This window comes from Verrucomicrobiota bacterium, assembly GCA_027622555.1.
In the GTDB taxonomy this organism is placed as follows: Bacteria; Verrucomicrobiota; Verrucomicrobiia; order Opitutales; family UBA2995; genus UBA2995.
This window is the reverse complement of the sequence record JAQBYJ010000091.1, coordinates 1-21,819: the sequence shown is the minus strand read 5'-3', so window position 1 is coordinate 21,819 and position 21,819 is coordinate 1. Positions and strand designations below refer to the sequence as shown.

14 protein-coding genes are annotated in these 21,819 nt (G+C 50.6%); 13 read left to right on the top strand and 1 reads right to left on the bottom strand.

From position 1 onward, the window contains the following. Window positions 1–121 precede the first annotated feature (121 nt). The 13 genes from O3C43_19150 (at window position 122) to O3C43_19090 (ending at window position 19,491) form a co-directional block, all read left to right on the top strand. Window positions 122–1,771 (top strand): sulfatase, encoded by a 1,650-nt coding sequence (locus O3C43_19150; GenBank protein MDA1068607.1) that lies wholly within the window; start codon window positions 122–124, stop codon window positions 1,769–1,771. Next, a complete protein-coding gene (locus O3C43_19145) occupies window positions 1,764–3,149 on the top strand; it encodes a sulfatase-like hydrolase/transferase (GenBank protein ID MDA1068606.1) in 1,386 nt (461 codons plus the stop codon). The genes O3C43_19150 and O3C43_19145 overlap by 8 nt, the downstream gene beginning before the upstream one ends. Next, window positions 3,143–4,654 (top strand): sulfatase, encoded by a 1,512-nt coding sequence (locus O3C43_19140; GenBank protein ID MDA1068605.1) that lies wholly within the window; start codon window positions 3,143–3,145, stop codon window positions 4,652–4,654. The genes O3C43_19145 and O3C43_19140 overlap by 7 nt, the downstream gene beginning before the upstream one ends. A 7-nt stretch (window positions 4,655–4,661) precedes the next feature. Further along, on the top strand, window positions 4,662–6,131 hold the full coding sequence (locus O3C43_19135; protein MDA1068604.1) for a sulfatase-like hydrolase/transferase: 1,470 nt from the start codon (window positions 4,662–4,664) through the stop codon (window positions 6,129–6,131). An 8-nt stretch (window positions 6,132–6,139) separates the two neighbouring features. Beyond that, the gene (locus O3C43_19130; protein ID MDA1068603.1) at window positions 6,140–7,396 is read left to right on the top strand and encodes a sialidase family protein; all 1,257 of its coding nucleotides are present in this window, start codon (window positions 6,140–6,142) and stop codon (window positions 7,394–7,396) included. A gap of 65 nt (window positions 7,397–7,461) precedes the next feature. Then, window positions 7,462–8,868 (top strand): sulfatase, encoded by a 1,407-nt coding sequence (locus tag O3C43_19125; GenBank protein MDA1068602.1) that lies wholly within the window; start codon window positions 7,462–7,464, stop codon window positions 8,866–8,868. Beyond that, window positions 8,868–10,295, top strand: a complete 1,428-nt coding sequence (locus tag O3C43_19120; GenBank protein ID MDA1068601.1) for a sulfatase — start codon at window positions 8,868–8,870, stop codon at window positions 10,293–10,295. The genes O3C43_19125 and O3C43_19120 overlap by 1 nt, the downstream gene beginning before the upstream one ends. A gap of 1 nt (window position 10,296) precedes the next feature. Further along, window positions 10,297–11,799, top strand: a complete 1,503-nt coding sequence (locus tag O3C43_19115; GenBank protein ID MDA1068600.1) for a sulfatase-like hydrolase/transferase — start codon at window positions 10,297–10,299, stop codon at window positions 11,797–11,799. A 24-nt stretch (window positions 11,800–11,823) separates the two neighbouring features. Next, the gene (locus O3C43_19110; protein ID MDA1068599.1) at window positions 11,824–13,212 is read left to right on the top strand and encodes an arylsulfatase; all 1,389 of its coding nucleotides are present in this window, start codon (window positions 11,824–11,826) and stop codon (window positions 13,210–13,212) included. A gap of 183 nt (window positions 13,213–13,395) precedes the next feature. After that, window positions 13,396–13,878, top strand: coding sequence for a DUF1552 domain-containing protein (locus tag O3C43_19105; GenBank protein ID MDA1068598.1), 483 nt, complete (start codon window positions 13,396–13,398; stop codon window positions 13,876–13,878). 25 nt (window positions 13,879–13,903) lie between these two features. After that, window positions 13,904–14,593: a DUF1588 domain-containing protein gene (locus tag O3C43_19100; protein MDA1068597.1), complete on the top strand. Its 690-nt coding sequence runs from the start codon at window positions 13,904–13,906 to the stop codon at window positions 14,591–14,593. A gap of 124 nt (window positions 14,594–14,717) precedes the next feature. Further along, a complete protein-coding gene (locus tag O3C43_19095; protein ID MDA1068596.1) occupies window positions 14,718–16,229 on the top strand; it encodes an arylsulfatase in 1,512 nt (503 codons plus the stop codon). 247 nt (window positions 16,230–16,476) lie between these two features. Then, complete coding sequence (locus O3C43_19090) at window positions 16,477–19,491, top strand: hypothetical protein (GenBank protein MDA1068595.1); 3,015 nt, start codon at window positions 16,477–16,479, stop codon at window positions 19,489–19,491. A gap of 474 nt (window positions 19,492–19,965) precedes the next feature. Here the strand turns inward: O3C43_19090 and O3C43_19085 are convergent, their stop codons facing one another. Next, the gene (locus tag O3C43_19085) at window positions 19,966–21,414 is read right to left on the bottom strand and encodes a sulfatase-like hydrolase/transferase (protein MDA1068594.1); all 1,449 of its coding nucleotides are present in this window, start codon (window positions 21,412–21,414) and stop codon (window positions 19,966–19,968) included. Window positions 21,415–21,819: the final 405 nt, after the last annotated feature.

The window sequence follows — 21,819 nt, the reverse complement described above, 5'->3', positions numbered from 1 at the left end:
GCATCGAGTGCTCGCTTCCGGTCAGCGGTACCTCATCCTGGACGTCACATGAACCACATTTCCTTGAGTCGGAAAGCATTAAACAGATTGAGTTTGGCCCGAAATCACTTTGAGTCGGAGTATGGGAATTAAAAAGGCGATAAAGACAGTGCTTCCATTGAACCTTCCACCGGTTCCGGTTCGTTTTTCACCCGGTTTGATTTGCTTCGCTTCACTGGTGGATGTGTCCCTTCGTTTTGTAGTCGGCGTTTTTCTGATTGGAACATTCTTTCCCCTGGTTCCGGTTCTGCAGGCGCAGCCCGGTCTTGCCGCCACGTCCGGAACCTTCCCCAATGTGCTGTTCATTGCCACGGATGACTTGCGGGTCGAACTGGGCTGTTATGGTCAGGAATGGATTCATTCGCCGAACCTGGACAAGCTGGCCAGTCAGAGCACCCTGTTTACCCGGGCTTATTGTCAGGCGGCATTGTGCAATCCATCGCGGGCGTCTCTTCTGACCGGACTCTATCCCGATACCTTGGGGGTCATTGATTTGCCGACGCATTTTCGCCGGGTGGTGCCAGATGTCACGACACTGCCGGAGTATTTTAAAAACCACGGTTATTTCACGCAGAACATCGGTAAGGTTTTCCACAACGGGCATCATGGCGACATGCACGGTGATCCCCAGTCGTGGTCGGTTCCGTCGGAGCTATTCTATGCCAGCCACGGCACCGATGTGGTCACTCCGCCGGCGTTAATTGAAAATCAGAAGAATAACACTGTCAGCGAATTGCTCAACGTCCGCGCCGAAAACTATGACGTGCCCGATACGGCTTACTTCGATGGACGGATTGCTGAAAAGGCGGTGGCCGCTCTTGGCGCATTGGCTAAAGAAGATCGGCCGTTTTTTCTGGCAGTGGGATTCTGGAAACCGCACCTGCCGTTCAACGCGCCGAAGAAATACTGGGACTATTATACGGGAAATCCGGAGATTAAAAAACAGCTGTTACCCGAGAATGCCAATTGGCCGGAAGGGACCCCTGGGATCGCTGGACACGACGGAAAAGAACTCATGCGGTCCTTCGAAACGAAGTTGGATGAGGAACAGATCGGTTTATTGCGCGAGGGCTACTATGCGGCGGTCAGTTATGTGGATGCGCAAGTGGGTAAGGTATTGGATGCCTTGGACCGCTTGGATCTCACGGAGAACACGGTCATTGTTTTTTGGTCGGACCATGGTTTTCACCTGGGAGAAAAAGGGCTGTGGTGCAAAAACAGTTGTTTCGATCTCGATACCCGCGTGCCGCTTATCATTAGGACAGCGGGTCAAACCAAAGGGCAGGTAAGCCACAGTCTGGTCGAGCTGGTCGATCTTTACCCAACCCTGTTGGAATTGTGCGGATTTCCCTTGGACAAGCCGCTCGCCGGACAAGCGCTCCAGGGACGGAGCCTGGTGCCGGTCCTGGAAAATCCTAATATGCAAGTTCGCCAAGCCGCGTTTTCGCAAAACATGCGTCCGACCAATGCCAAGTTGGAAGAACGCGAAGCCATGGGCTATACCATCCGGACCGAGCGCTATCGTTTCACGCAATGGGCCAAATGGGTGCCTGGCATGGATCTGCCTTCCAGGACGGACATTCTCGCCGAAGAGTTATACGACCTCGAAAAAGACCCCCGGGAGTTGGTGAACCTGGCGTCTAATCCAAAATTCAATGGCTTGATCGCCGATTATCGCAAAGAACTATCCGTTATATTGGCAGTTCAAAGGAAAGAAAGCCGTTATGAATAAATTAGTATTTCGAAAATTAGGTTTTTTGCTGGCGGGTTTATTCTTCCTTCTGCCTTCATCCTTCAGCCTTGGAACTCCCAACATCGTTCTGATATTGGCCGATGATTTTGGCCGGGAATTGCTTGCCAGTTATGGCGGTCAGTCCGGCTACCGGACGCCGAACCTGGATCAGTTGGCCAAGTCCGGCATGCAGTTCAACACCTGCTACGCGACTCCCTTGTGTGTGCCCAGCCGGGTCGAACTGCTCACCGGCCGCTACAGTTTCCGAAACTACATGGCCTGGGGAGCAATCGATCGTTCCCAGAAGACGTTTCCGCAACTGCTCAAAGCGGCGGGTTACAAAACCGCCATGGCCGGGAAATGGCATCCCCATGGTCAATGGGAACTGGATCCCGTTCCTCCGGTGCATGCCGGCTACGATGAATACTGTAGCTATGACAGTGTAAGCATGGGCGAACAGGCAAAGCGTGGCGAAGGAAACCGGTTCTGGGGCGGCATCATTGTCCGCAACGGCAAGGAAGAACAACTCGATCGTTATGGGCCCGAGGTCTACAGCGATTTTCTGGTCGATTTTATTAAAAGAAACAAAGAAGGACCTTTCCTTGCTTACTATGCCATGACGACCATGCATCGACCGTTTCATCCAACTGCGGATCATCCTGATGCACCGAAGCCCGGACAAGCGGCACCGAAGGAATGGCTCGGAGCCAATGGAAGTCCGGATAATTTTGTGCCCATGCTCCAATACGCGGACAAAATGGTCGGGAAAATTATCCGCACCCTGGATGAACTCGGTCTCTCGGAAAATACCATCCTGATTTTCACTGCTGATAACGGCACCGACAATGTGAGCGATGCCAAAACTATCCGGTCCCGGTTCATGGATCAAGAGGTTAGGGGAGGGAAATACTTTCCTGTCGAATTGGGAGTGAATGTGCCATTGCTGGTTCAATGGACCGGTCAGATTAAAGCGGGAAGCATTTGCAATGAATTGGTCGATCTCACGGATTTTTTTCCGACCTTTTGCGACCTGGCCAATGTTCCATTGCCCAGTGGTTATCCATTGGATGGACGAAGTATTCTTCCTCTCACTCAAGGGACGAATAGAATTTCTAAGGCCTTCACCTTCACCTGGGGCAATTACGAAAACAACTCCTCCAAATACAAAGATCCGTCGCACAATACGGACAAGTTGCTGGATGTCATTCGTGGGCCTCGCTACAAATTCTATTCCGACGGACGGCTGTTTGATATTCGCAATGACTTCCTCGAAGAACATCCTATCGGGCCGGGCACTAGTAAAGAATCAGACAAAGCTCGGATTGATCTAAAGGCCTCTCTCGAAAAACTCCGAACAACCCAACCGCGGACATGGTGACTTTACGAAATTCGTTGAGATTTGTAGGAGCTGCTTTAGCTGCGATTCGTAAACCCTTGATTTGGGTCGCAGCTAAAGCAGCTCCTACACTCATTATAATTTTCAGCCTCCATCTTTCATCCTTTTGCCTTTCGTCTCCCTCCAACATCCTCTTCATCCTTGTCGATGATCTGGCCTGGTCCGATCTTGGCAGTTATGGTCACCCCTGGCATGAGACTCCCCGTATCGACAGTCTGGGCACGGACGGCATGTGCTTCACCCAGGCTTACGCGCCGGCACCCATTTGCTCGGCTTCCCGGGCCAGTATCCTGACAGGAAAAACACCCGCCCGGTTGGGCTTCGAGTTTGTGGTCAAATCCAAACCCGGTGAACAGGAGATCGAACCTCCTCAAGCACTCAAAGCGCCTCCGTTCACAATGGCGCTGGATCTGAAGGAAACCACCATGGCGGAGCACCTGTTGTCCGCGGGCTATGAGACCGCCTACTTTGGAAAGTGGCATTTGAATCCCCATTACAACGGAGTTTACAACGGATGGAGTCCCACGGAGGGTCCCGGGCAACAAGGTTTCAACAATGCGGAAGAGGATTTCGGAAGCCATCCTTACAGTGGAAAGGAGTTACCGGTCAAACAGATGCCGGGAGATTACCATCCCGATGGACTCACGGAAAAAGCCGTGGCCTTTCTAAAACAAGACCATGACAAACCCTTCTTCTTGATGGTGTCCCATTTTTACGTCCATACCCCGATTGAGTCTCCCCACGCCTGGTTGCTCAAAAAGTATGATGCCAAAATGCCGCTGGATATCCCCAGCCGGGAGCAGAGGGTTGCCTATGCCGCTTTTGTGGAAACGTTGGATCATTACGTAGGCCAGTTGCTCGATGGATTGGAGGATGCGGGTTTGGCTGACAGCACGCTGGTGGTATTTTTCTCGGATAATGGGGGGCATCCGGAATACGTGGCCAACAAACCTTTGCGCGGCTCCAAGTGGAATCTCTACGAAGGAGGCATCCGGGTTCCTATGCTGGTCCGGTGGCCGGGAAAAGTTCAACCGGGTTCCGTTAGCGATGTTCCGGTGGTTGGCTACGATTTCTTTTCCACGTTCCATTCCATCTGCGGAAAAAAAGATACCAAACCGAGTAATGATCTCGATGGCCAAAGCCTGTTGCCTCTATTTGAAAATTCAAAGCAGCGGCTGGATCGTCCCTTGTATTGGCATTTCCCTTATTATCATCCCGAGGGAAAAAAATTCGGAGAGTCCAAACCTTCGATCGGGATAAACGACTTTGTCACCAGCCAAACCCGGCCGCATTCGGCGATCCGAAAGGGTAGCTTCAAATTGATTTATTTTGATGAAGACCACCGGACAGAGCTGTATGACCTGGACCGTGACCCGTCGGAGATCCGGGACTTGAGTCGGGAGCTTCCGGAAAAAAACAAAGAGCTGAAAACGGATTTATTAAACTATTTGGATGCGGTTCATGCGCGTCGTGCGCTGCCGAAATAAAATTGCCATGAGAAAACCCGCTTTTTTTTGTTCACTGTATTTGGTTTTTGCCATTTTCACCATCCAGGTTTTGGTGGCTGAACGTCCCAATATCCTGTTCATCTATACCGATGATCAGGCTCCCTGGGCTCTGGGTGCCGCGGTTGAGAGGGGCTTGTTTGACGAAGTGCCTGCGGCCCATACGCCTCATTTGGACCAGCTTGCCGCTGAAGGTGCTATTTTAAGCAACCAATTCTGCGCCACTCCGGTTTGCAGCCCGGCCCGAGCGGCCATCATGACCGGGCGGTATGCCAGCGAGTTCGGCATTTTGGATTTTATCCCCGATACCGATCACAAACTCTATAATCCCGACTATCAGCCCGGATTGAATACCGATGACAGTGTGACCTTTGCCGAGGTTTTGCAGGCCAACGGCTATGCCACCGGTCTGGTTGGCAAATGGCATGTGGGGGATTGGACGGGGAGCGGCTATATGCGGCATCATCCCACGCGGCACGGGTTTGATTATTTTATGGGGCTCACCTCGGGTGGCACAAAACCCAGCAATCCGGTTTTGGAGGAAGAGGGGGTCGTAAAAGAGTTTGAAGGTCTGACCACGGATATTCTGACGGATCGCGCACTTGGGTTTATCAAGAAACAGAAAGACCGGCCCTTCCTTTTATGCCTCCATACGCGCGCACCCCATGGAGCCTGGCTTCCGGTGGCCCCGGAAGATTGGAAGCCATATGCGGATATGGACCCTGAACTACCAAACTTTCCCGACCTGAACATCAAGAAAATGAAGAACTCCATGCGCGAATACCTGGCCAGTGTGAGCGGCGTGGATCGCAATGTGGGCCGGGTGTTAAACTTGTTGAACGACCTGGGGCTCACGGAAAAGACCATCGTTATTTTCTCCTCCGATCATGGCTACAACATGGGGCATAATGGCATCTGGCATAAAGGAAATGGTCTCTGGGCGACTCAAACCCCTCCGGTGGAAACGCATCAGGGAACCAAGGTTATTTCGGATAAATACCGTCCCAACATGTACGACCTTTCCCTGAAAGTCCCCACCATTATTAAGTGGCCTGGCGTTACCAAGGCCGGGACGGTAATCAAGGATACCACCCGAAGCCTTGATATATTTCCGACCATCCTGGACATGGCCGGAATTAACATCCCGAAGGACATCCCCCTGCGCGGACGAAGTTTGGTCCCATTGCTAAAAGGTGAAACTCCCTCCGATTGGCCGCAGGATTATTATGGCGAGTATCACATGATCAACTATGTCGAGGCGGACATGCGTTGCTACCGCACTCCCGAATGGAAACTCATCCGGGACTTTAAAAATGAAGGCCGAGACGAACTTTACCATTTGAAAAATGATCCCGGGGAAGCCCATAACCTGATCCATGAAAGTAGCCCTGAAATTGAAAGCATCTTCCAAATGATGAATCAGGCGCTGCTTGCCAAAATGAATCAAATATCCAGGTGAATCCGCTTGTGAAAACGATACCCCATGGAATGTTGGAACTCATAAAATCTACCTTGTTTATATTTTTATTCACCTTGGGTGTCCTGGCGGCAGCTGAGCGGAATTCATCGGTGCCTGATTTTTCCCAGGTGCCAGGGGTTGTGGTGGCCCATAGTCCCAAATCAACCAGCCTCTTCTTTGGATCTCCCGGGATCGCCGTGTTGCCGGATGGCAGTTACCTGGCGAAATGCGATGAATTCGGAGAGGCAACAAAAAAGAAACCGAGTGTGACGCGCCTGTACCGATCCACAGATAGAGGCAAGACCTGGGTCGGCCACCATACTGTGGAAGGATTATTCTGGGCCTCGATTTTTGTTCACCGAAATTCCGTTTACCTTATGGGAACCACCAAGACCAATGGACTTGCGGTTATCCTGAAATCAGACGATGGCGGCTCCAACTGGACGTCTCCTGTGGACAAGGACCATGGTTTGCTTTTTGACGACGGTCGCTACCACTGCGCACCTGGTCCGGTGGTGATTCATGATGGTCGGATCTGGCGGGCCATGGAGGATGCGATGGGGCAACCCAGGAAGTGGGGTGCCCATTTTCAAGCATTCATGATGTCCGCCCCGGTGAATGCCGACCTGCTCAAGGCGTCCAGTTGGACCAGCTCCAACCGCTTGGCCCGCAACGAGGATTGGCTGGATGGACATTTCGGAGGTTGGCTGGAAGGCAATGCGGTTGTGGCCCCCAAGGGAGAAATAATAAACATTCTTCGGGTGGATTACCGGGTGTCAGGTGGCAAGGCGGCCCTGATTCAGGTGAGTCCGGATGGAAGGACCGCTCGCTTTGATCCTCAGCGGAATTTCATAAATTTTCCAGGCGGGTGTAAGAAATTCACCATTCGCTTCGATGCCGAAACAGGACTTTATTGGTCTTTGACCAATTGGATCGCGCCGATCAATGCCGGTGGCAATCCCGCACACACCCGCAACACGATTGCCCTGATTGCCTCCAGCGACTTGCGGCATTGGGATATTCGCTGTGTACTCTTACATCACTCCGACACGGAAACCCATGGTTTCCAGTATCTGGATTGGCAATTCGACGGTGACGATCTGATCGCTTTGTCGCGAACAGCCTACGAGGATGGACTGGGAGGTGCGGAAAGTCAGCATAATGCCAATCTAATCACCTTTCACCGCTTTGCGGACTTCAGAAAACTGGGACCTGCCGATTCAGTGGTTCCTCCGCATGAGATAAGATGGAAGGAACACCTCTAATCGATTCATTATCCCACCCCATATTCTGCAAACCTTTGGAACTCAGTATGAAAACTAAAAATGCAATGAAATCACTTCTGTGGGTTTTGTGTGTGGGTTGGAGTGCCGCTCCGTGTAAGGGAATTCCAAACCAACGCAATGTCTTGTTTATCGCGGTGGATGATCTGCGGGTTGAGTTGGGCTGTTATGGCAGCAAACATGTCATCTCACCCAACATCGACAAACTGGCGGGGCAGGGGACTCTGTTTGAGCGGGCCTATTGCCAACAGACCGTGTGCAATCCGTCCAGGGCGTCCTTGTTAACCGGATTGCGTCCGGACACCTTGCGTGTATGGGATCTGTTCACGCACTTCCGGCAGAACCATCCCGATGTGGTGACCCTGCCTCAGTTGTTTAAACAAAACGGTTACCACTCGCAGGGAGTTGGGAAGGTGTTTCACAATTGGCGTCAGGACGATTGGAAAGGCGATGCGGTATCCTGGAGTGTGCCCGAGTTCATGCATTACAATACGCATAACCATGACACGCCCCAGATTGAGGGTGAAGCTCCCGCGGACATGGCTTCCGGTTTCGACGGCATCGAATGCCGGGATGTGCCTGATGACGCGTATTACGATGGTCGTATAGCCGATAAGGCTGTGGAGACCCTTCGTGTTCTGCATAAGTCCAAGAAGTCTTTTTTCCTGGCGGTGGGATTTTGGAAACCCCACATACCGTTTAACGCGCCCAAGAAATACTGGGACCTGTATGACAGGGACTCCATCCCCATTCCCGAACACCTCGACCCGCCGGCGAATCTGCCGGAGATTGCCCTGACCAGCGCCCGTTATGATGGTCGAAACAATCCCGAACAACTGCGGGAGATGCACCATGGTCATCTTGCCACCATCACTTATATGGATGCGCAGATTGGCAAAGTCCTCGACGAATTGGACGCGCTGGGAATACGGGACAACACCATCATTGTTTTCTGGTCGGATCATGGTGTGCATTTGGGCGAGCACGGCCTGACTCGAAAAACCACTGCCTTTGAACTCGATGCGGGAGTTCCGCTGATCATAGCCACTCCCGATCACAAAGGCGGCCAGAGAACCAAAGCACTCGTCGAGCTTCTTGATCTTTATCCAACGTTGACCGACCTGTGTGGATTGAAGCCTCCTGATAATTTGGAAGGAAAATCTCTGGTTCACATTCTCGAAGATCCAACCCACTTTCATAAATCTGTGGCTCTCACTCAAACACCGCGACCCAATTACCCGAAAGGCAAAATGCCTGAGTCCATGGGCTACACCATTCGGACGGATCGATTCCGCTACACCGAGTGGCGGGATTTTAACAGTGGCGAGATTCAGGCCCGGGAGTTGTATGATCATGCGATTGATCCGCTTGAAACGGTGAACGTGGTTGGGCAGAAAGCATACAAAGAATTTTTGCCAAAGTTGGAGGCGCAATTGGAGGAGCTAGTAAAGTGATGAGATTGAAGCGCACATCTTTATTTTTAGGTAGGGCTCGATCGCCGAGCGAGCCGTTTAGTTTTCTGCGGTTTTGGCAAAACCGCCCTACCTTTTTTCTTTCATTAATCCTCATCCTTCCTTCATCCACTTTCATCCTTCAAGCCGCTTCGCCCAACATCGTCTTCATTATGGCAGATGACTTAGGCTACGGAGACTTGGGTTGTTACGGCAGCACCAAAAACAACACACCAAACATCGATGCACTTGCGGCAGGCGGATTGCGGTTCACGGATTATCATTCATCGGGACCCATGTGTACTCCGACGCGTGCGGCGACAATGACGGGGCTTTATCAACAGCGATTTGGCTCCAAATTTGATGGGGCGTTGTCCGGTAAGGATGATCGCCATACAGGATTACCACTCGAAGCTATAACCATCGCCGAAGTATTAAAAAAACAGGGTTATGCCACCGCTTGCTTTGGCAAATGGCATCTCGGATATCTGCCTCCGTATTTTCCAACCAACCAGGGTTTCGACGAATTCCGTGGATTGGGATCCGGAGACGGCGACTTTTTTACGCATGTGGACCGAAGTGGCAATGAGGATTGGTGGGAGGGTTTGAATCTGAAACCAGAGGAAGGTTACACCACCGATTTGCTGACAAAGCACAGCGTAGATTTTATCAAGCGACACCGCGATGAACCTTTTTTTCTATATTTGCCTCATCTGGCCATCCATTTTCCCTGGCAGGGTCCTGATGATCTGCCTCATCGTCAGGCGGGCACGGAATACCACGATGACAAATGGGGTGTCATCCCGGATCGGTCGAATGTTCATCCCCATGTGAAGGCCATGATTGATTCGTTGGATCAAAGCGTGGGCAGCATTTTGGAGACACTTAGAAGTGAGGGGCTTCTCGAAAACACCCTGGTAGTATTCACCTCTGACAATGGAGGTTATATTAACTACAGTGGCGGGTTTGAAAATATTTCCAGCAATGGGGTGTTAAGGGGACAGAAATCCCAGGTCTATGAAGGTGGTCACCGAGTGCCGACCATAGTTTCCTGGCCCGGAAAAATTCTATCTGGCCAAACGGAAGAACTCGCTCATTCCACCGACTGGTTTCCCACTTTTGTTAAACTGGCAGGAATCTCTACAGATAGATATCAGCTCGATGGTTTGGACTTATCTCCATTGCTCTTGGAAAGGAAACCTTTACCGAAACGAAATCTGTTTTGGCGAATCCGTGAAAACTGGGCGGTTCGAAGCGGGTCCTGGAAACTGGTACACGTGAATGGAAACACCGAATTATACAATCTGAATGAAGATTTAAGTGAAACCAAAGACCTGGCCGCCAGCATGCCGGTTCGTGTTCGAGAACTGCAAAAGTCCTGGGTCAGTTGGGAGACGAATGTGAATAAAAGCTCTGAGGCATATCGTTAGGATGAGGTACTTGTTTCTGGTCCTAGCTTCGCTCCTGAGTACATCTTTTGTGGATTTGGCTGCACGTCCAAATATAATTTTCGTTATGGCGGATGATTTGGGCAGTTGGATACTGCATGTCGAGGGTTATCCCAATACTCACACACCAAACCTGGATCGACTCATTAAGGAGGGGGTATTACTCGAAAACGCCTTTTCAGTCAGCGCTGTCTGCAGCCCTTCGCGAGGAGCATTTCTATCCAGTCGTTATCCAACGGAAAACGGAGTTACCGATAATGTTCGCGATAATAAAATTCCTGGCCTGAAACCCGAATTAATAACCTGGCCTCAGGTGTTACAGAATTCAGGATACAACACCATAATGGTTGGTAAGTGGCATTTAGGTGAAGGACGAGATGTTGATTTGCCTACCCGCCGAGGATACACAGAGTTTGCTGGCTTTCTGCGTGGCGGTCGTCAATCAAAAGAGCCGAAAGTGGATTTTTTGAAAGCTGGGGAGTATTCTGTTAAGGATGTAACGACAATTGACTATGAGGACGTCGCAGGCGACCAATACACACCCGATCTGCTTGGTGATTTTGCGGTGCAATTTATTGAGAAATACAACGCCAGATCAGATCCCTTTTGTCTATCCCTGCATTTCTGGGCTCCGCATGCGAATACCGAATTTCCGGAGGGATATGAGTTGCCTTATGACGACCGGTCCTGGTTGCCCTTAAAGGAAGTTGACCAGGCGTTTTGGAAGCGGATGCGCGATGAAGACATCTTACTGCCTGAACCTGACTTTCCCAACCTGAATAAGGAAAGAACCTTTCGTATGTTACGCGAATATCACTCGAGCGTCCATGCGGTGGATCGAAACGTGGGCCGAGTGATGGCGCTCCTGGATGAACTAGAGATCGCTGAGGACACAGTAGTGATATTCACGTCCGACCACGGTTATATGATGGGACATCACGGCATGTGGCACAAAGGCAATGGACGTTGGTTGACCGCAGACAAACAGGACCCTAATCAACCGCGACTCTACGGCGAAGGAGAAAGCCGGATTAATTTATTTGATAATTCGATGCGGGTGCCTGGGATCATTCGTTGGCCTGCCCATTTAACAGCAGGCCGTCGAATAAGCCAGACCTTTAACCATCTCGATTGGTTTCCTACGCTAGCTGCTATAGCTCATGCGTCTTTGCCGGACGGCATTGTTTTACGCGGGAGCAATGCGCTTCCTCTCCTAGAAGGTTCTCCTCCAGCGACGTGGAATAATGATCTCTTTGGTCAATATCTGAATCTGCGGACCTATCGGACTCGCGATTGGAAGTTGGTCCGTCATTTTGGCAATCGGATGGGTGATGAACTGTATCATCTGGTAAACGATCCTGAAGAGAAGTTCAATCTTGTGGATTCAGAGGACGCTCTAGTTCAACGAGCTCTTGTTCATTTGGAATCTAAGTTGATTTTCGCCATGGAAACTATTCAGGATCCATACCTTAAAAACACGCATTGAGATAGGCCTAACAAAATAACATTCATGAAGCTTTTTTCCATAGCCATTCTTTTCAGTCTTCAGGCATCTTCTTTCAGTCTTCTAGCGAAGCCCAATATCATCTTTATCATGGCCGATGACCTGGGCTATGGAGATCTCGGTTGCTATGGACAGGAGAAAATCCAAACACCCAATATCGATGCACTTGCGAGCGAGGGTATGCGGTTTACTCAAGCTTACGCCGGTGGTCCGGTTTGCACAGCTTCACGGAGTGTGTTGATGACAGGCTTGCATAATGGTCATACGCCAGCTCGGGACAACGTGCCACATTACGATAACTATTTGGAGCGTGAGGATATAACGATTGCCGAGGTCCTCCAGGATGCGGGTTATCGAACTGGTGGAGTAGGTAAATGGAGCTTGGGTGATCCAGGGACCGTTGGTGACGCAACTCAGCAGGGCTTCGATATGTGGTTTGGTTACCAGAACCAGGATCATGCTCATTATTATTTCCCGGAGTACCTGGATGACAGCGATGCGCCCAGTGGTCGTGCCAATTTTCCCGGCAATAGCAAGACAAAGCGAATCTACAGTCATGATGTGATGGCTGACCGGGCCATTCAGTTTATTACTGAGTCGGCAGGACAACCGTTTTTTCTCTATGCTGCCTTCACGGTTCCGCACTTTTCCAATCCCAGTGAAGACGAAGATAGACTGTCTGTTCCTTCTCTTGGCGTTTACGCAGACAAACCTTGGAGCCTCGCTGCCAAAAAGTATGCCGCGATGGTTGGTCGATTGGATTATGATGTTGGGAGGATCGTGCAATTGATCAATAGTGTAGGCCTCGCTGAGAACACCCTTATAGTTTTTACCAGTGACCAGGGACCGCTTGGCACAGGCCCGTTCGAAGAGTTGAACAGCAATGGTCCTTTGCGGGGTGAAAAACGAAGTTTGTATGAGGGCGGAATTCGCGTTCCATTTATTGTCCGTTGGAAGGGCATGGTTCCGGAGGGATCCGTCAGTGACCAAGTCATCACCTTTTGGGATATGCTGCCAACCTTGGCTGAAGTGGCCGACTATCCCGTTTATGCGGGAGTGGATGGTTTTAGTGTGCTCGATGCATTTCTGGGAAAACCATTATCCGAATCTCATAACTACCTGTACTGGGATTACGGACACACTCGAAACCGTTACGATCAAGCAGTCCGAATGGGGAATTGGAAAGGCATACGTCTTGGGCAAGGGAGTCCCATTCAGCTCTATGACCTTAGCAAGGATTTAAAGGAGGAGATGGATATCGGCAACCAGCATGCGGATCTGGTGAAGGAGATAGACCGCATTATGAATTCCGCAGCTGTCCCGAATGATCGCTACGAGATTGGTGAGCTTTATCAAGGCAAGGCGATCTGGAAGCCATCGTGGGACTTGAATTAGGGATTGCCTGAGAATATCGTCTTCTACTTACGACTCGAATATTTTGGGCCTCTGCCAGGCTTGCCCGAAGGGGAATTATCATGTTAATTCACCTGGATTGTTCTCCTGTTACTATTCTACCCAATGAACGCTAAGAAAACCTTAATTAACCGTCGTCTCTTTTTACGTGGATAGGGTGGAGCCATGATGGCTTTGCCGCATTTGGATATCATGGGCGCGGTAAATAAGACGGCCTGGGTGCCCATGCGGATGGTGTGTGTGGGAACGAACTTCGGGTTTGTGCCCCAACTGTTTTTCCCGACCGGAGTGGGACGTGGTTACACTATGTCCGAGCTTTTGAATCCTCTGGCCCACCATCGGGAAAACTTCACCATCTTTTCCCAGCTCGACCATGGTGCGGAAGGCGTGGGCGGACATGGGGGAGTTCATGCTTACCTATCGGGTGTCCTGGCAAAAAATTCCAAAGGGCTGAAAGAGGGCAATATTAGCATTGATCAAAAAGCGGCTCAATTTGTGGGAGCAAACACCCGCTATGCGTCGATGCAATTCACCTCCGGAAGTACGGCCGGTAATTTGCTTTCCTGGACCAACTCGGGCGTCGCCATTCCGCCGGTACAGGACCTGAGGACTTTGTATTCGCTCCTCTTTCAAAAGTCCGATCACTGATTTTCTGGATGCGCCCTATACCTTCGTGAACGATGCTCTGGCCCGGCATTACGGTCTTGAGGGAGAATTCGGTGAGGACTTCCGGTTTACGAAACTCCCCGATCAAGCGCGCCGAAGCGGACTGCTCGGTCATGCCAGTGTCTTGACCGCTTCCGCCAATGGTGTTGAAACGTCGCCGGTCGTCAGGGGGGTCTGGGTGCTTGAAAATATCCTGGGAACACCGCCGTCACCGCCGCCGCCCGATGTTCCGGCCATCGAACCCGATACGCGCGGCGCAACCACCATCCGGGAGCAGTTGGCCAAGCATCGAGACATCGAATCCTGCGCCGGCTGTCACGCCAAAATCGATCCCTGGGGATTTGCCTTGGAGCACTACGATCCGATTGGGGGATTCCGCGAACACTACACCATTTTTTCAGGAGACGGACGAATCGCCAGGCGGGAAGATGGAAAGCCGGTGGACGGCTCTGCCGAACTTCCCTCCGGCGAGTTTATCAATAACGAAATCGAGCTGAAAAAGAATTTGGTGCTGCGCAAGGATTTGTTCGCCCGCAATTTGACGACCAAGCTGCTCACCTATGCCACCGGTCGTGAAATGACTTTCAAGGATCGAATGGAGGTGAATGGAATCGTGGACCGCATTTCTGAAAAGGGCTACGGCCTGCGCGATCTGTTGCTGGAAGTGGTTGCGAGTGATATTTTCAACGGACGATGATCTTATTTATCTTTCCCAACAAATTCCGGCAGGTTAAGGTTACTTTCATCCTTTCATGCCATTTTGGAGGGTTTCCGAATCTTGAGTCCCAATAAGCGTTTACCCAAAAAAACACACACCATCTATGAAAAAAGCATTCTTCACCTTTCTCGGAATCACCGTTGCTTCCCTCTTTTTAACGGCTTGTGGAGCTAAGTCCCCGGAGTCCTCCGGTCTGGCCGGAAGCCAACCCAATATCATTCTGGTCATGACGGATGACCAGGGCATGGGCGATATTTCCGCACTGGGCAACCCGGTGTTGCGGACGCCGAACATAGACCGCTTTTACGGCATCTCCACCCGCTTCACCGAATTCCATGTGAGCCCCACCTGTTCGCCGACCCGCGCATCCATCCTGAGCGGGCGTCACGAGTTTCGCAACGGGGTCACGCATACCATCAAGGAGCGGGAACGGATGGCGCTATCCAGCACCACCATTGCCGAGGTGTTGAACAAGGCCGGTTACCAAACCGGGATTTTTGGAAAATGGCATCTGGGTGATGAGGACGAATACCAACCCTACAACCGGGGCTTCAGCGAGACGTTTATCCATGGCGCCGGTGGCATCGGCCAATCCTACGAAGGCAGTTGCGCCGATTTTCCGCCCAACCAGGAAAAAGAGGGAAAATACTTCGACAACGCCATTCTGCACAACGACACCATTGTGAAAACCAAAGGCTTTTGCACCGATGTGTTTTTCCAGGGCGCTCTGGGTTGGATCAAAAAACAGCACGATTCAAAAACACCTTATTTCGCCTACATAACCCCCAACGCACCCCATGGTCCGATGATTGCGCCAGATGAATACAAGCAACGGTTTCTCGATATGGGCTACGATGAAAACACGGCCGGCCGTTATGGAATGATTGAAAACATCGATCACAACTTCGGCCTGCTCATGGATAAACTCGATGAATGGAATGCCTGGGAAAATACCTTGGTTATTTTCATGACGGACAATGGGCAAGCGGGACGTTCCGGTAAATTGAATGGGAAAAATGTCACTCTTTGGACCGCCGGATTCAAGACTGGTAAAGGGTCACCGTATGAGGGTGGCACCCATGTTCCTGCGTTCTGGCGATGGAAAGGTGTGCTTGGGGAAGGGGTGGATATCAATGCGCTCACGGCTCATATCGATCTTTACAAAACCTTCTCCGAATTGGCCGGTGCCAAGATTCCAACTGGCATCCAGCAGATCGACGGCCTTTCTATGCTTCCATTATTGGAAGATGCATCTGCTCCTTGGGAAGACAGACATGTGTTTGTTCACCAAGGCCGGTGGAACAAAGGTGAAGATCCTAATCTTAGTAAGTTTAAAAATTGCGCTGTGCGTTCCCAACGCTGGCGTTTCGTCAATAACGCCGAGTTGTATGATATCGTGAACGATCCCTACGAAAAAGTGGATGTGGCAGTCGACCATCCGGAAGTAATAGCCGAGCTGCGTAAAGCCTACGATACCTGGTGGGTGGAAACCCTTCCTTTCATGGTGAACGAAGATGCGCCTTATTCTCCGGTACATCCGCAAGTCGAGCGATACAACAAGCAGCTAAAAGAAAAAGGCGTTCCGGAGTGGAAGCCTTCGCCGGATGCGCTGTGATTCAAATCTGACTTTTGTATAAACTGTAGGAGCGGGTTTATCCCGCGATCCCACGGTACGGCCTCAATGCAATCGGGGGATAACCCCCCTCCTACAGCAAAGCACCGAATTTCATGAAAAGGCTTCGGAGGACTGAAGAAAGCTACTCCTACCGGTATATCGGGATCAGCATTTCGTATTCATTACCTACAAAGTTGACTTTCTTTAGCGGCAATTCAGACAAATATCCGTCTAGTCATTAGAAACTATGAATTATAGTCTATCTATTTATCTGGTAGCACTGTGCCTGAGTGCGTGCACTGCCACTGCTGTTCCAGAGAGTTTTGAAATCAAAAAATTTGCGGGTCCCCCGAATGTCGACTACCCAGCCGCCATGACTGTAGCCGCGAATGGCGATGTTTACGTCTCCTCCGATCAGAACGGTTCTTTGGGAAAACTCCCCAACATGGGACGAGTGATTCGGGCAACCGATACCAATGGCGACGGGGTAGCAGACGATTTTCAGCACTTCATTCCGGATGTAGACAGTCCACGAGGGGGCGAATGGGTGGGAAACGCCTTTTACCTCATTCATCCCCCTTACCTGAGCTCGTTTCGCGATACCGATGGAGATGGTGTGGCGGATGAGCAGAAACTTCTGATTCAAGGTCTTGGCGGCGGTATAGAGCACCCACGAGGTGCTGATCACACAACCAATGGAGTAACCATGGGTATCGACGGTTGGTTATATATTGCTGTGGGTGATTTTGGAATGACGAATGCGCGGGCGGCAGACGGAAGCACTTATACTTTGCACGGTGGCGGGGTCGTGCGCGTGCGCCCCGATGGTTCCGAGTTGGAGCCCTACGCGCTGATGGTCCGTAATATCTACAACCTCGGTATCTCGCCGCACATGGATATTTTCAGCCGCGACAACACCAACGATGGCAAGGGCTGGAACACCCGTCTTCACCACTTCACTTCGCTCGGAAACCACGGTTATCCGCGCCTGTATAAGAATTTTGAAGACGAGGCCATTGCGCCGCTAAAGGACTATGGTGGAGGCTCCGGGACGGGTGTGGCATATATTCATGAGCCAGGATTTCCCGGAAACTTTGGCGACATGCTTTATACCACTGATTGGACGACCGGGCATGTGTATTACCACGATGTGAAACGCGATCAGGAAAGTTTTTCACCCGCTCAGGAGATTTTTGAAGTGTTGCCGCGGGCAACCAGTGTGGACGTGGATGGTTTTTCAAGACTGTATTTGGCCGATTGGCGCGAAGGGGCATTTAAATACGGTGGCCCGGATATCAAAGTGGGAATGGTCCATGTCGCAACTGCTCCTGGAGAAAAGCCGGCCAGCTACAAGGATGTCACCCAGGCGAACGATTCAGCTCTGTTGAACTTGCTTGTTTCACCGAGTGGCGTTCAACGTATCGAAGCGCAGCAGGAAATCCTGAAGCGTGGTTCCGCCCTTGCGGAAGGTGTTCTGAAGGCGGCTAACGATAAATCGAATGCCGACTACGCTCGAATAGCTGCCATATTTACTTACAAACAATTGGTGGGGAATGAAAGCACATCAGCGTTGGTTTCTTTGGCGAAGGATAGTGCTGTCCGGGAATTTGCCTTGCGAGCGTTGACCGACAGGAAGGGCGAACTCGCAGGAGTGCCCGCAAGTATTTTTGTAGATGCTTTGAAGGATAAAGACCCTCGTGTTGTGTTGCAGGCGTTGATCGGTCTTGAGCGCCTGGGTGCTTCTGGTTCGGCAAAAGATATTCTCCAGGCATCGACAACATGGATGGAGGCATCCGTTTCTCCCAGACTGAAGCATACCGCAATTGCAACCCTGGTATCTCTGGAAAACGTCGATGCTTGCTTAGCTGCATTGGCGGATAAAAACACTCGCCAACTGGCCCTTGGTGCGTTGAAGCGGATGTATCGTGCTGAAGCAGTCACGGGTTTAATCGATGTGGTCACTACAACGGATGACATGGACCTGCACCTTGATACCTTGCTGGCGCTCGCCCGGTTACACTATCAGGAAAAACCATGGGATATGCTAAGCTGGTGGGGCACCAGGCCCGATGATCGTGGACCTTATTTTGAGCTGATTACCTGGTTTAAAAGTAAAAGTATCCGCACCGTCCTGGAAGAACAATTTTCAAGGATTCAGGCAGATCGGCAAGGTACCTATCTCGAAGGTTTAGCCAAGAACCGAATACCAGTGAGCGAGTTAAAGCTCGAAGGCTTGGACCCGGTGTTGGCCGCGCTTGGTTTATTGTCACCTGAGGAAGCGGATTCAAAATTATTGGCCGATGCCGCCAAAGATACCAACCGAGCTTTGAAACAGCGACTCGAGTGCTACCGGGCTCTTTTGCGCGACGATGAGAACATGCAGAGTGCCTTGCGAATTGAGGTGCTGGCATCTTGGATGGATCAATCAGAACCCCCGGCGGGAACCGACCAGCACGTAAGTGACTTTGTCAATGAAGCCCAACGTGGCCTCGAATTGAAACTCCTTCGCGAAATTGCTGCAAGTGGAAGCGACACCGAAAGCCGTATCGCCTGGCGGGCTTTGCTGACCATGCTGACCAGCCCGCTATCAAAAGATCAATGGGTTAAAAATGTGGAAAAAATGGTTAAGGAAAATCCACGGGAGATTGGTTTTTTTCTCGCACTGGCTGATCTGAGACTCACCGGATTTGATAAGCAGATTGAAGTAGGCCTCAACTCGGACAACGACGACTTGATTCACGCTGCAGAAAAAGCCCAGGAGGAAGTAGCAAGGACTTTGAGTGACGGTAAAAAGGTTTTTGAACTACCGATTGCTGAAGTATTTGAAGAAGCCATGAATGACAGGGGCGATCCGGGTTATGGAAAGCAAATGTACACTCGGGTAGGATGCATCGCTTGTCATGCGGTTACCATGGAAGCCGAGCAAAAAGGACCCTATCTGGGCTCTGCAGGAAGTAAATTTACCCGAGACTATCTGATCGATTCTGTTTTGGATCCTAACAAGGTTGTTGCTCAAGGTTTTCAAACCTCGGTATTTGCAATGAAAGATGGCGCGGTTCTTATGGGTTTTGTAACTGCCGAAGCAGATGGCATTGTCACCGTTCGCGATATAACCGGCCAAGCCAGTCAATTGAAACGCGCCGACGTGGCCAAGGAAGAGCACCTACCGAATTCACTGATGCCACCCGGCCTGGCTGGCACTTTAACTGTCGAAGAGTTTACCTCGCTGATTGATTATCTTTCGTCGCTTACGGGAGAGTAAGAAGAAAATAAACTTCAATTTATTTAAGCTTCTTTGAAGAACGAGGTGTGAGGCCAAAATCCACGAGATCTTGCATGATTCTTTGTGCGGGGTAATTTGCAGCACGTCTTTCCGGTCCTGAGCACTAGGTGTAGGAGCGGTTTTCTTGAGTCCTCCAGCGTGTCTTGCCATAGCCCTTGGGCAGCAGCGGAAGTTGAAAGCGACGGATGGAGCCCACGATTTGTGAATCCCGGATCCCCGACTAAAGTCGCTCCTACATTTGTTTTCGATGAACACTACCACCTAAAAAGAATCGGACCCGGCCTGCCACTCCTTCAAAGGTTTCAAAACAACTATGATTCTGTACCCATTATTCTGTTAAGAAAAAAGACAGAATCATTTGTAAAAAAATCATTGAGTTGGATTTTCGATCCACCACAAAATGGGGTATAAAGATCAGCCTGTGCTGAATTTAACTTTTCGGATCATCGCTGATTATTGCTTCCAGACTTCGTTCTTGGCGGTGATTTCTACATCCCAGGGTTGGGTAGGATTGGGTGAGTAAATGGGGTCATTGTCACGGTGCGGGAAAGAGCTTATGACCGCCGACATACGGGCCAGAGCTGCTTTGGCTTCTGGATCAGAGCTGTTGATCAAATTATTTCTTTCATCCGGGTCCTCTAAAACATCAACCAGCTTCTCCGCTTTCTTCTTAGAGCTGACATAGAGCTTAAACCGTTTTTCGCGTATTACTCGATCGCGAAATACGAATGCATTTTCAACGCCATCGTCGGTGAGTTTGGCTTCATTCCTGCCGCCCATACCCAGGATCCACGATCTCTGGCTGTCCTCACTTTTACCGAGGATGAGATCGGCAAACGACTTTCCATCGTAGGTGTAGCCTTCCTGAAGTTTACCTCCGCCCAGGTCGGCGAAGGTCGGCAGGAGATCGGTGACATCAACGAGCGCGTCTGTTTTCACTCCTTCAGGTACGAGGCCGGGTGCATTTACGATAAAGGGCACACAGAGACCAGGTTCAGTGGATTGTGCTTTTGCGCCTTTAATTGCCCGTCCGTTTATGTGGCCCGTGATTTGTCCTGCGGTACCATTGTCGGTGGTCCAGACAATGATGGTGTTATCTCTGATTTTCAAATCATCCAAAGCTTGTACCAATTTTCCCAATACTTTGTCGGTGTAACGAACCATGGCCTTATGTTTGTCGAGGTCCGTCTCAACATCCGTTTCATCTGGAGTTGTAACGAAAGGTGTGTGAGTGAGCACCATGGGGTAGTAGAGGAACATAGGCTCGTCCCTATTCTTCTTCATGAAGTCGATGAGGAAGTCGGCAAAAACCGTTTCTCCGTACGCGCCTTCCCAGGTGCGGCTCCCATCCTTGGTATGGATGTATGGATCCCAATAGCGTTCGTCACTCGGTGGATTGTTTCCTTCGCCTCCTGTCCACATGCAATAATCGTCGAATCCGATTTCGGTCATGGCGTCTGGCTGTACCCGGAAATCGGTAATTTGCCATTTTCCGGCGATCGCGCTTTTGTAGCCTGCTTCTTTCATGACCATCGAAATACAAGGATTCCGAGTCCAATCGTAGTGGCAACCGCCTCCCCAGCGTGGCACGTCCCAATGATTTACCCAGCCGTGCCGGTAGGGGTATTGACCTGTGAGAAAAGAGAGCCGGGTGGGAGAGCATTGCGGCATCACGAAGGCGTTGGAAAACTGCATTCCGGTTGCTGCCAATTGGTCAACATTGGGTGTTTCGATGTTATCAGCGCCGTAGGCGGATACCCATTCCTTTCCGAGATCGTCTACTAGAATGAACAGGATGTTGGGTTTCCTAGCTGTTGAATCTTTTGACGATCCGCATCCATAGAACGATAACGAAAAAAATATAATGAATGGTAATGAAATGAGCGATTTTGTATGATTCATTTAAACTACTTAATCCTAGTGGTTGTTGTTCGCTGTCGCTCTAGCGGGACTCGGTACATTCCCGAGTTGGCGACTGAAGGGAAAGTTTGAAAACCGCAGGTTGTTCAAAGCTGTAGGAGGGGCTTTATGCCCCGATTTCATGGTATAGCCTCCGAAAAATCGTGGCATAAAGCCCCTCCTACAATTTGGAGAAATCTCCATTCGATGGGTCACCATTGCACGGTATAATTATTTAGAGCATTTAATGCGTATGGTTACAGGGATTGATAAAAAAACTTGCCCTCGGGGCCCATTTCAGTCGTGATACGCTGGGATGAATTCGAAAAACAAAACGCCCAACACGGCCTTCACCACAGATCCGCCTGTGTTTCTATTGAAAGAGTTAACGGTTCGCGTTCTCGAAGC

Coding starts and splice junctions, on each gene's coding strand:
- O3C43_19150 (MDA1068607.1), top strand. CDS start 122: ATGGGAATTAAAAAGGCGATAAAGACAGTGCTTCCATTGAACCTTCCA.
- O3C43_19145 (MDA1068606.1), top strand. CDS start 1,764: ATGAATAAATTAGTATTTCGAAAATTAGGTTTTTTGCTGGCGGGTTTA.
- O3C43_19140 (MDA1068605.1), top strand. CDS start 3,143: ATGGTGACTTTACGAAATTCGTTGAGATTTGTAGGAGCTGCTTTAGCT.
- O3C43_19135 (MDA1068604.1), top strand. CDS start 4,662: ATGAGAAAACCCGCTTTTTTTTGTTCACTGTATTTGGTTTTTGCCATT.
- O3C43_19125 (MDA1068602.1), top strand. CDS start 7,462: ATGAAATCACTTCTGTGGGTTTTGTGTGTGGGTTGGAGTGCCGCTCCG.
- O3C43_19120 (MDA1068601.1), top strand. CDS start 8,868: ATGAGATTGAAGCGCACATCTTTATTTTTAGGTAGGGCTCGATCGCCG.
- O3C43_19115 (MDA1068600.1), top strand. CDS start 10,297: ATGAGGTACTTGTTTCTGGTCCTAGCTTCGCTCCTGAGTACATCTTTT.
- O3C43_19110 (MDA1068599.1), top strand. CDS start 11,824: ATGAAGCTTTTTTCCATAGCCATTCTTTTCAGTCTTCAGGCATCTTCT.
- O3C43_19105 (MDA1068598.1), top strand. CDS start 13,396: ATGATGGCTTTGCCGCATTTGGATATCATGGGCGCGGTAAATAAGACG.
- O3C43_19095 (MDA1068596.1), top strand. CDS start 14,718: ATGAAAAAAGCATTCTTCACCTTTCTCGGAATCACCGTTGCTTCCCTC.
- O3C43_19090 (MDA1068595.1), top strand. CDS start 16,477: ATGAATTATAGTCTATCTATTTATCTGGTAGCACTGTGCCTGAGTGCG.
- O3C43_19085 (MDA1068594.1), bottom strand. CDS start 21,414: ATGAATCATACAAAATCGCTCATTTCATTACCATTCATTATATTTTTT.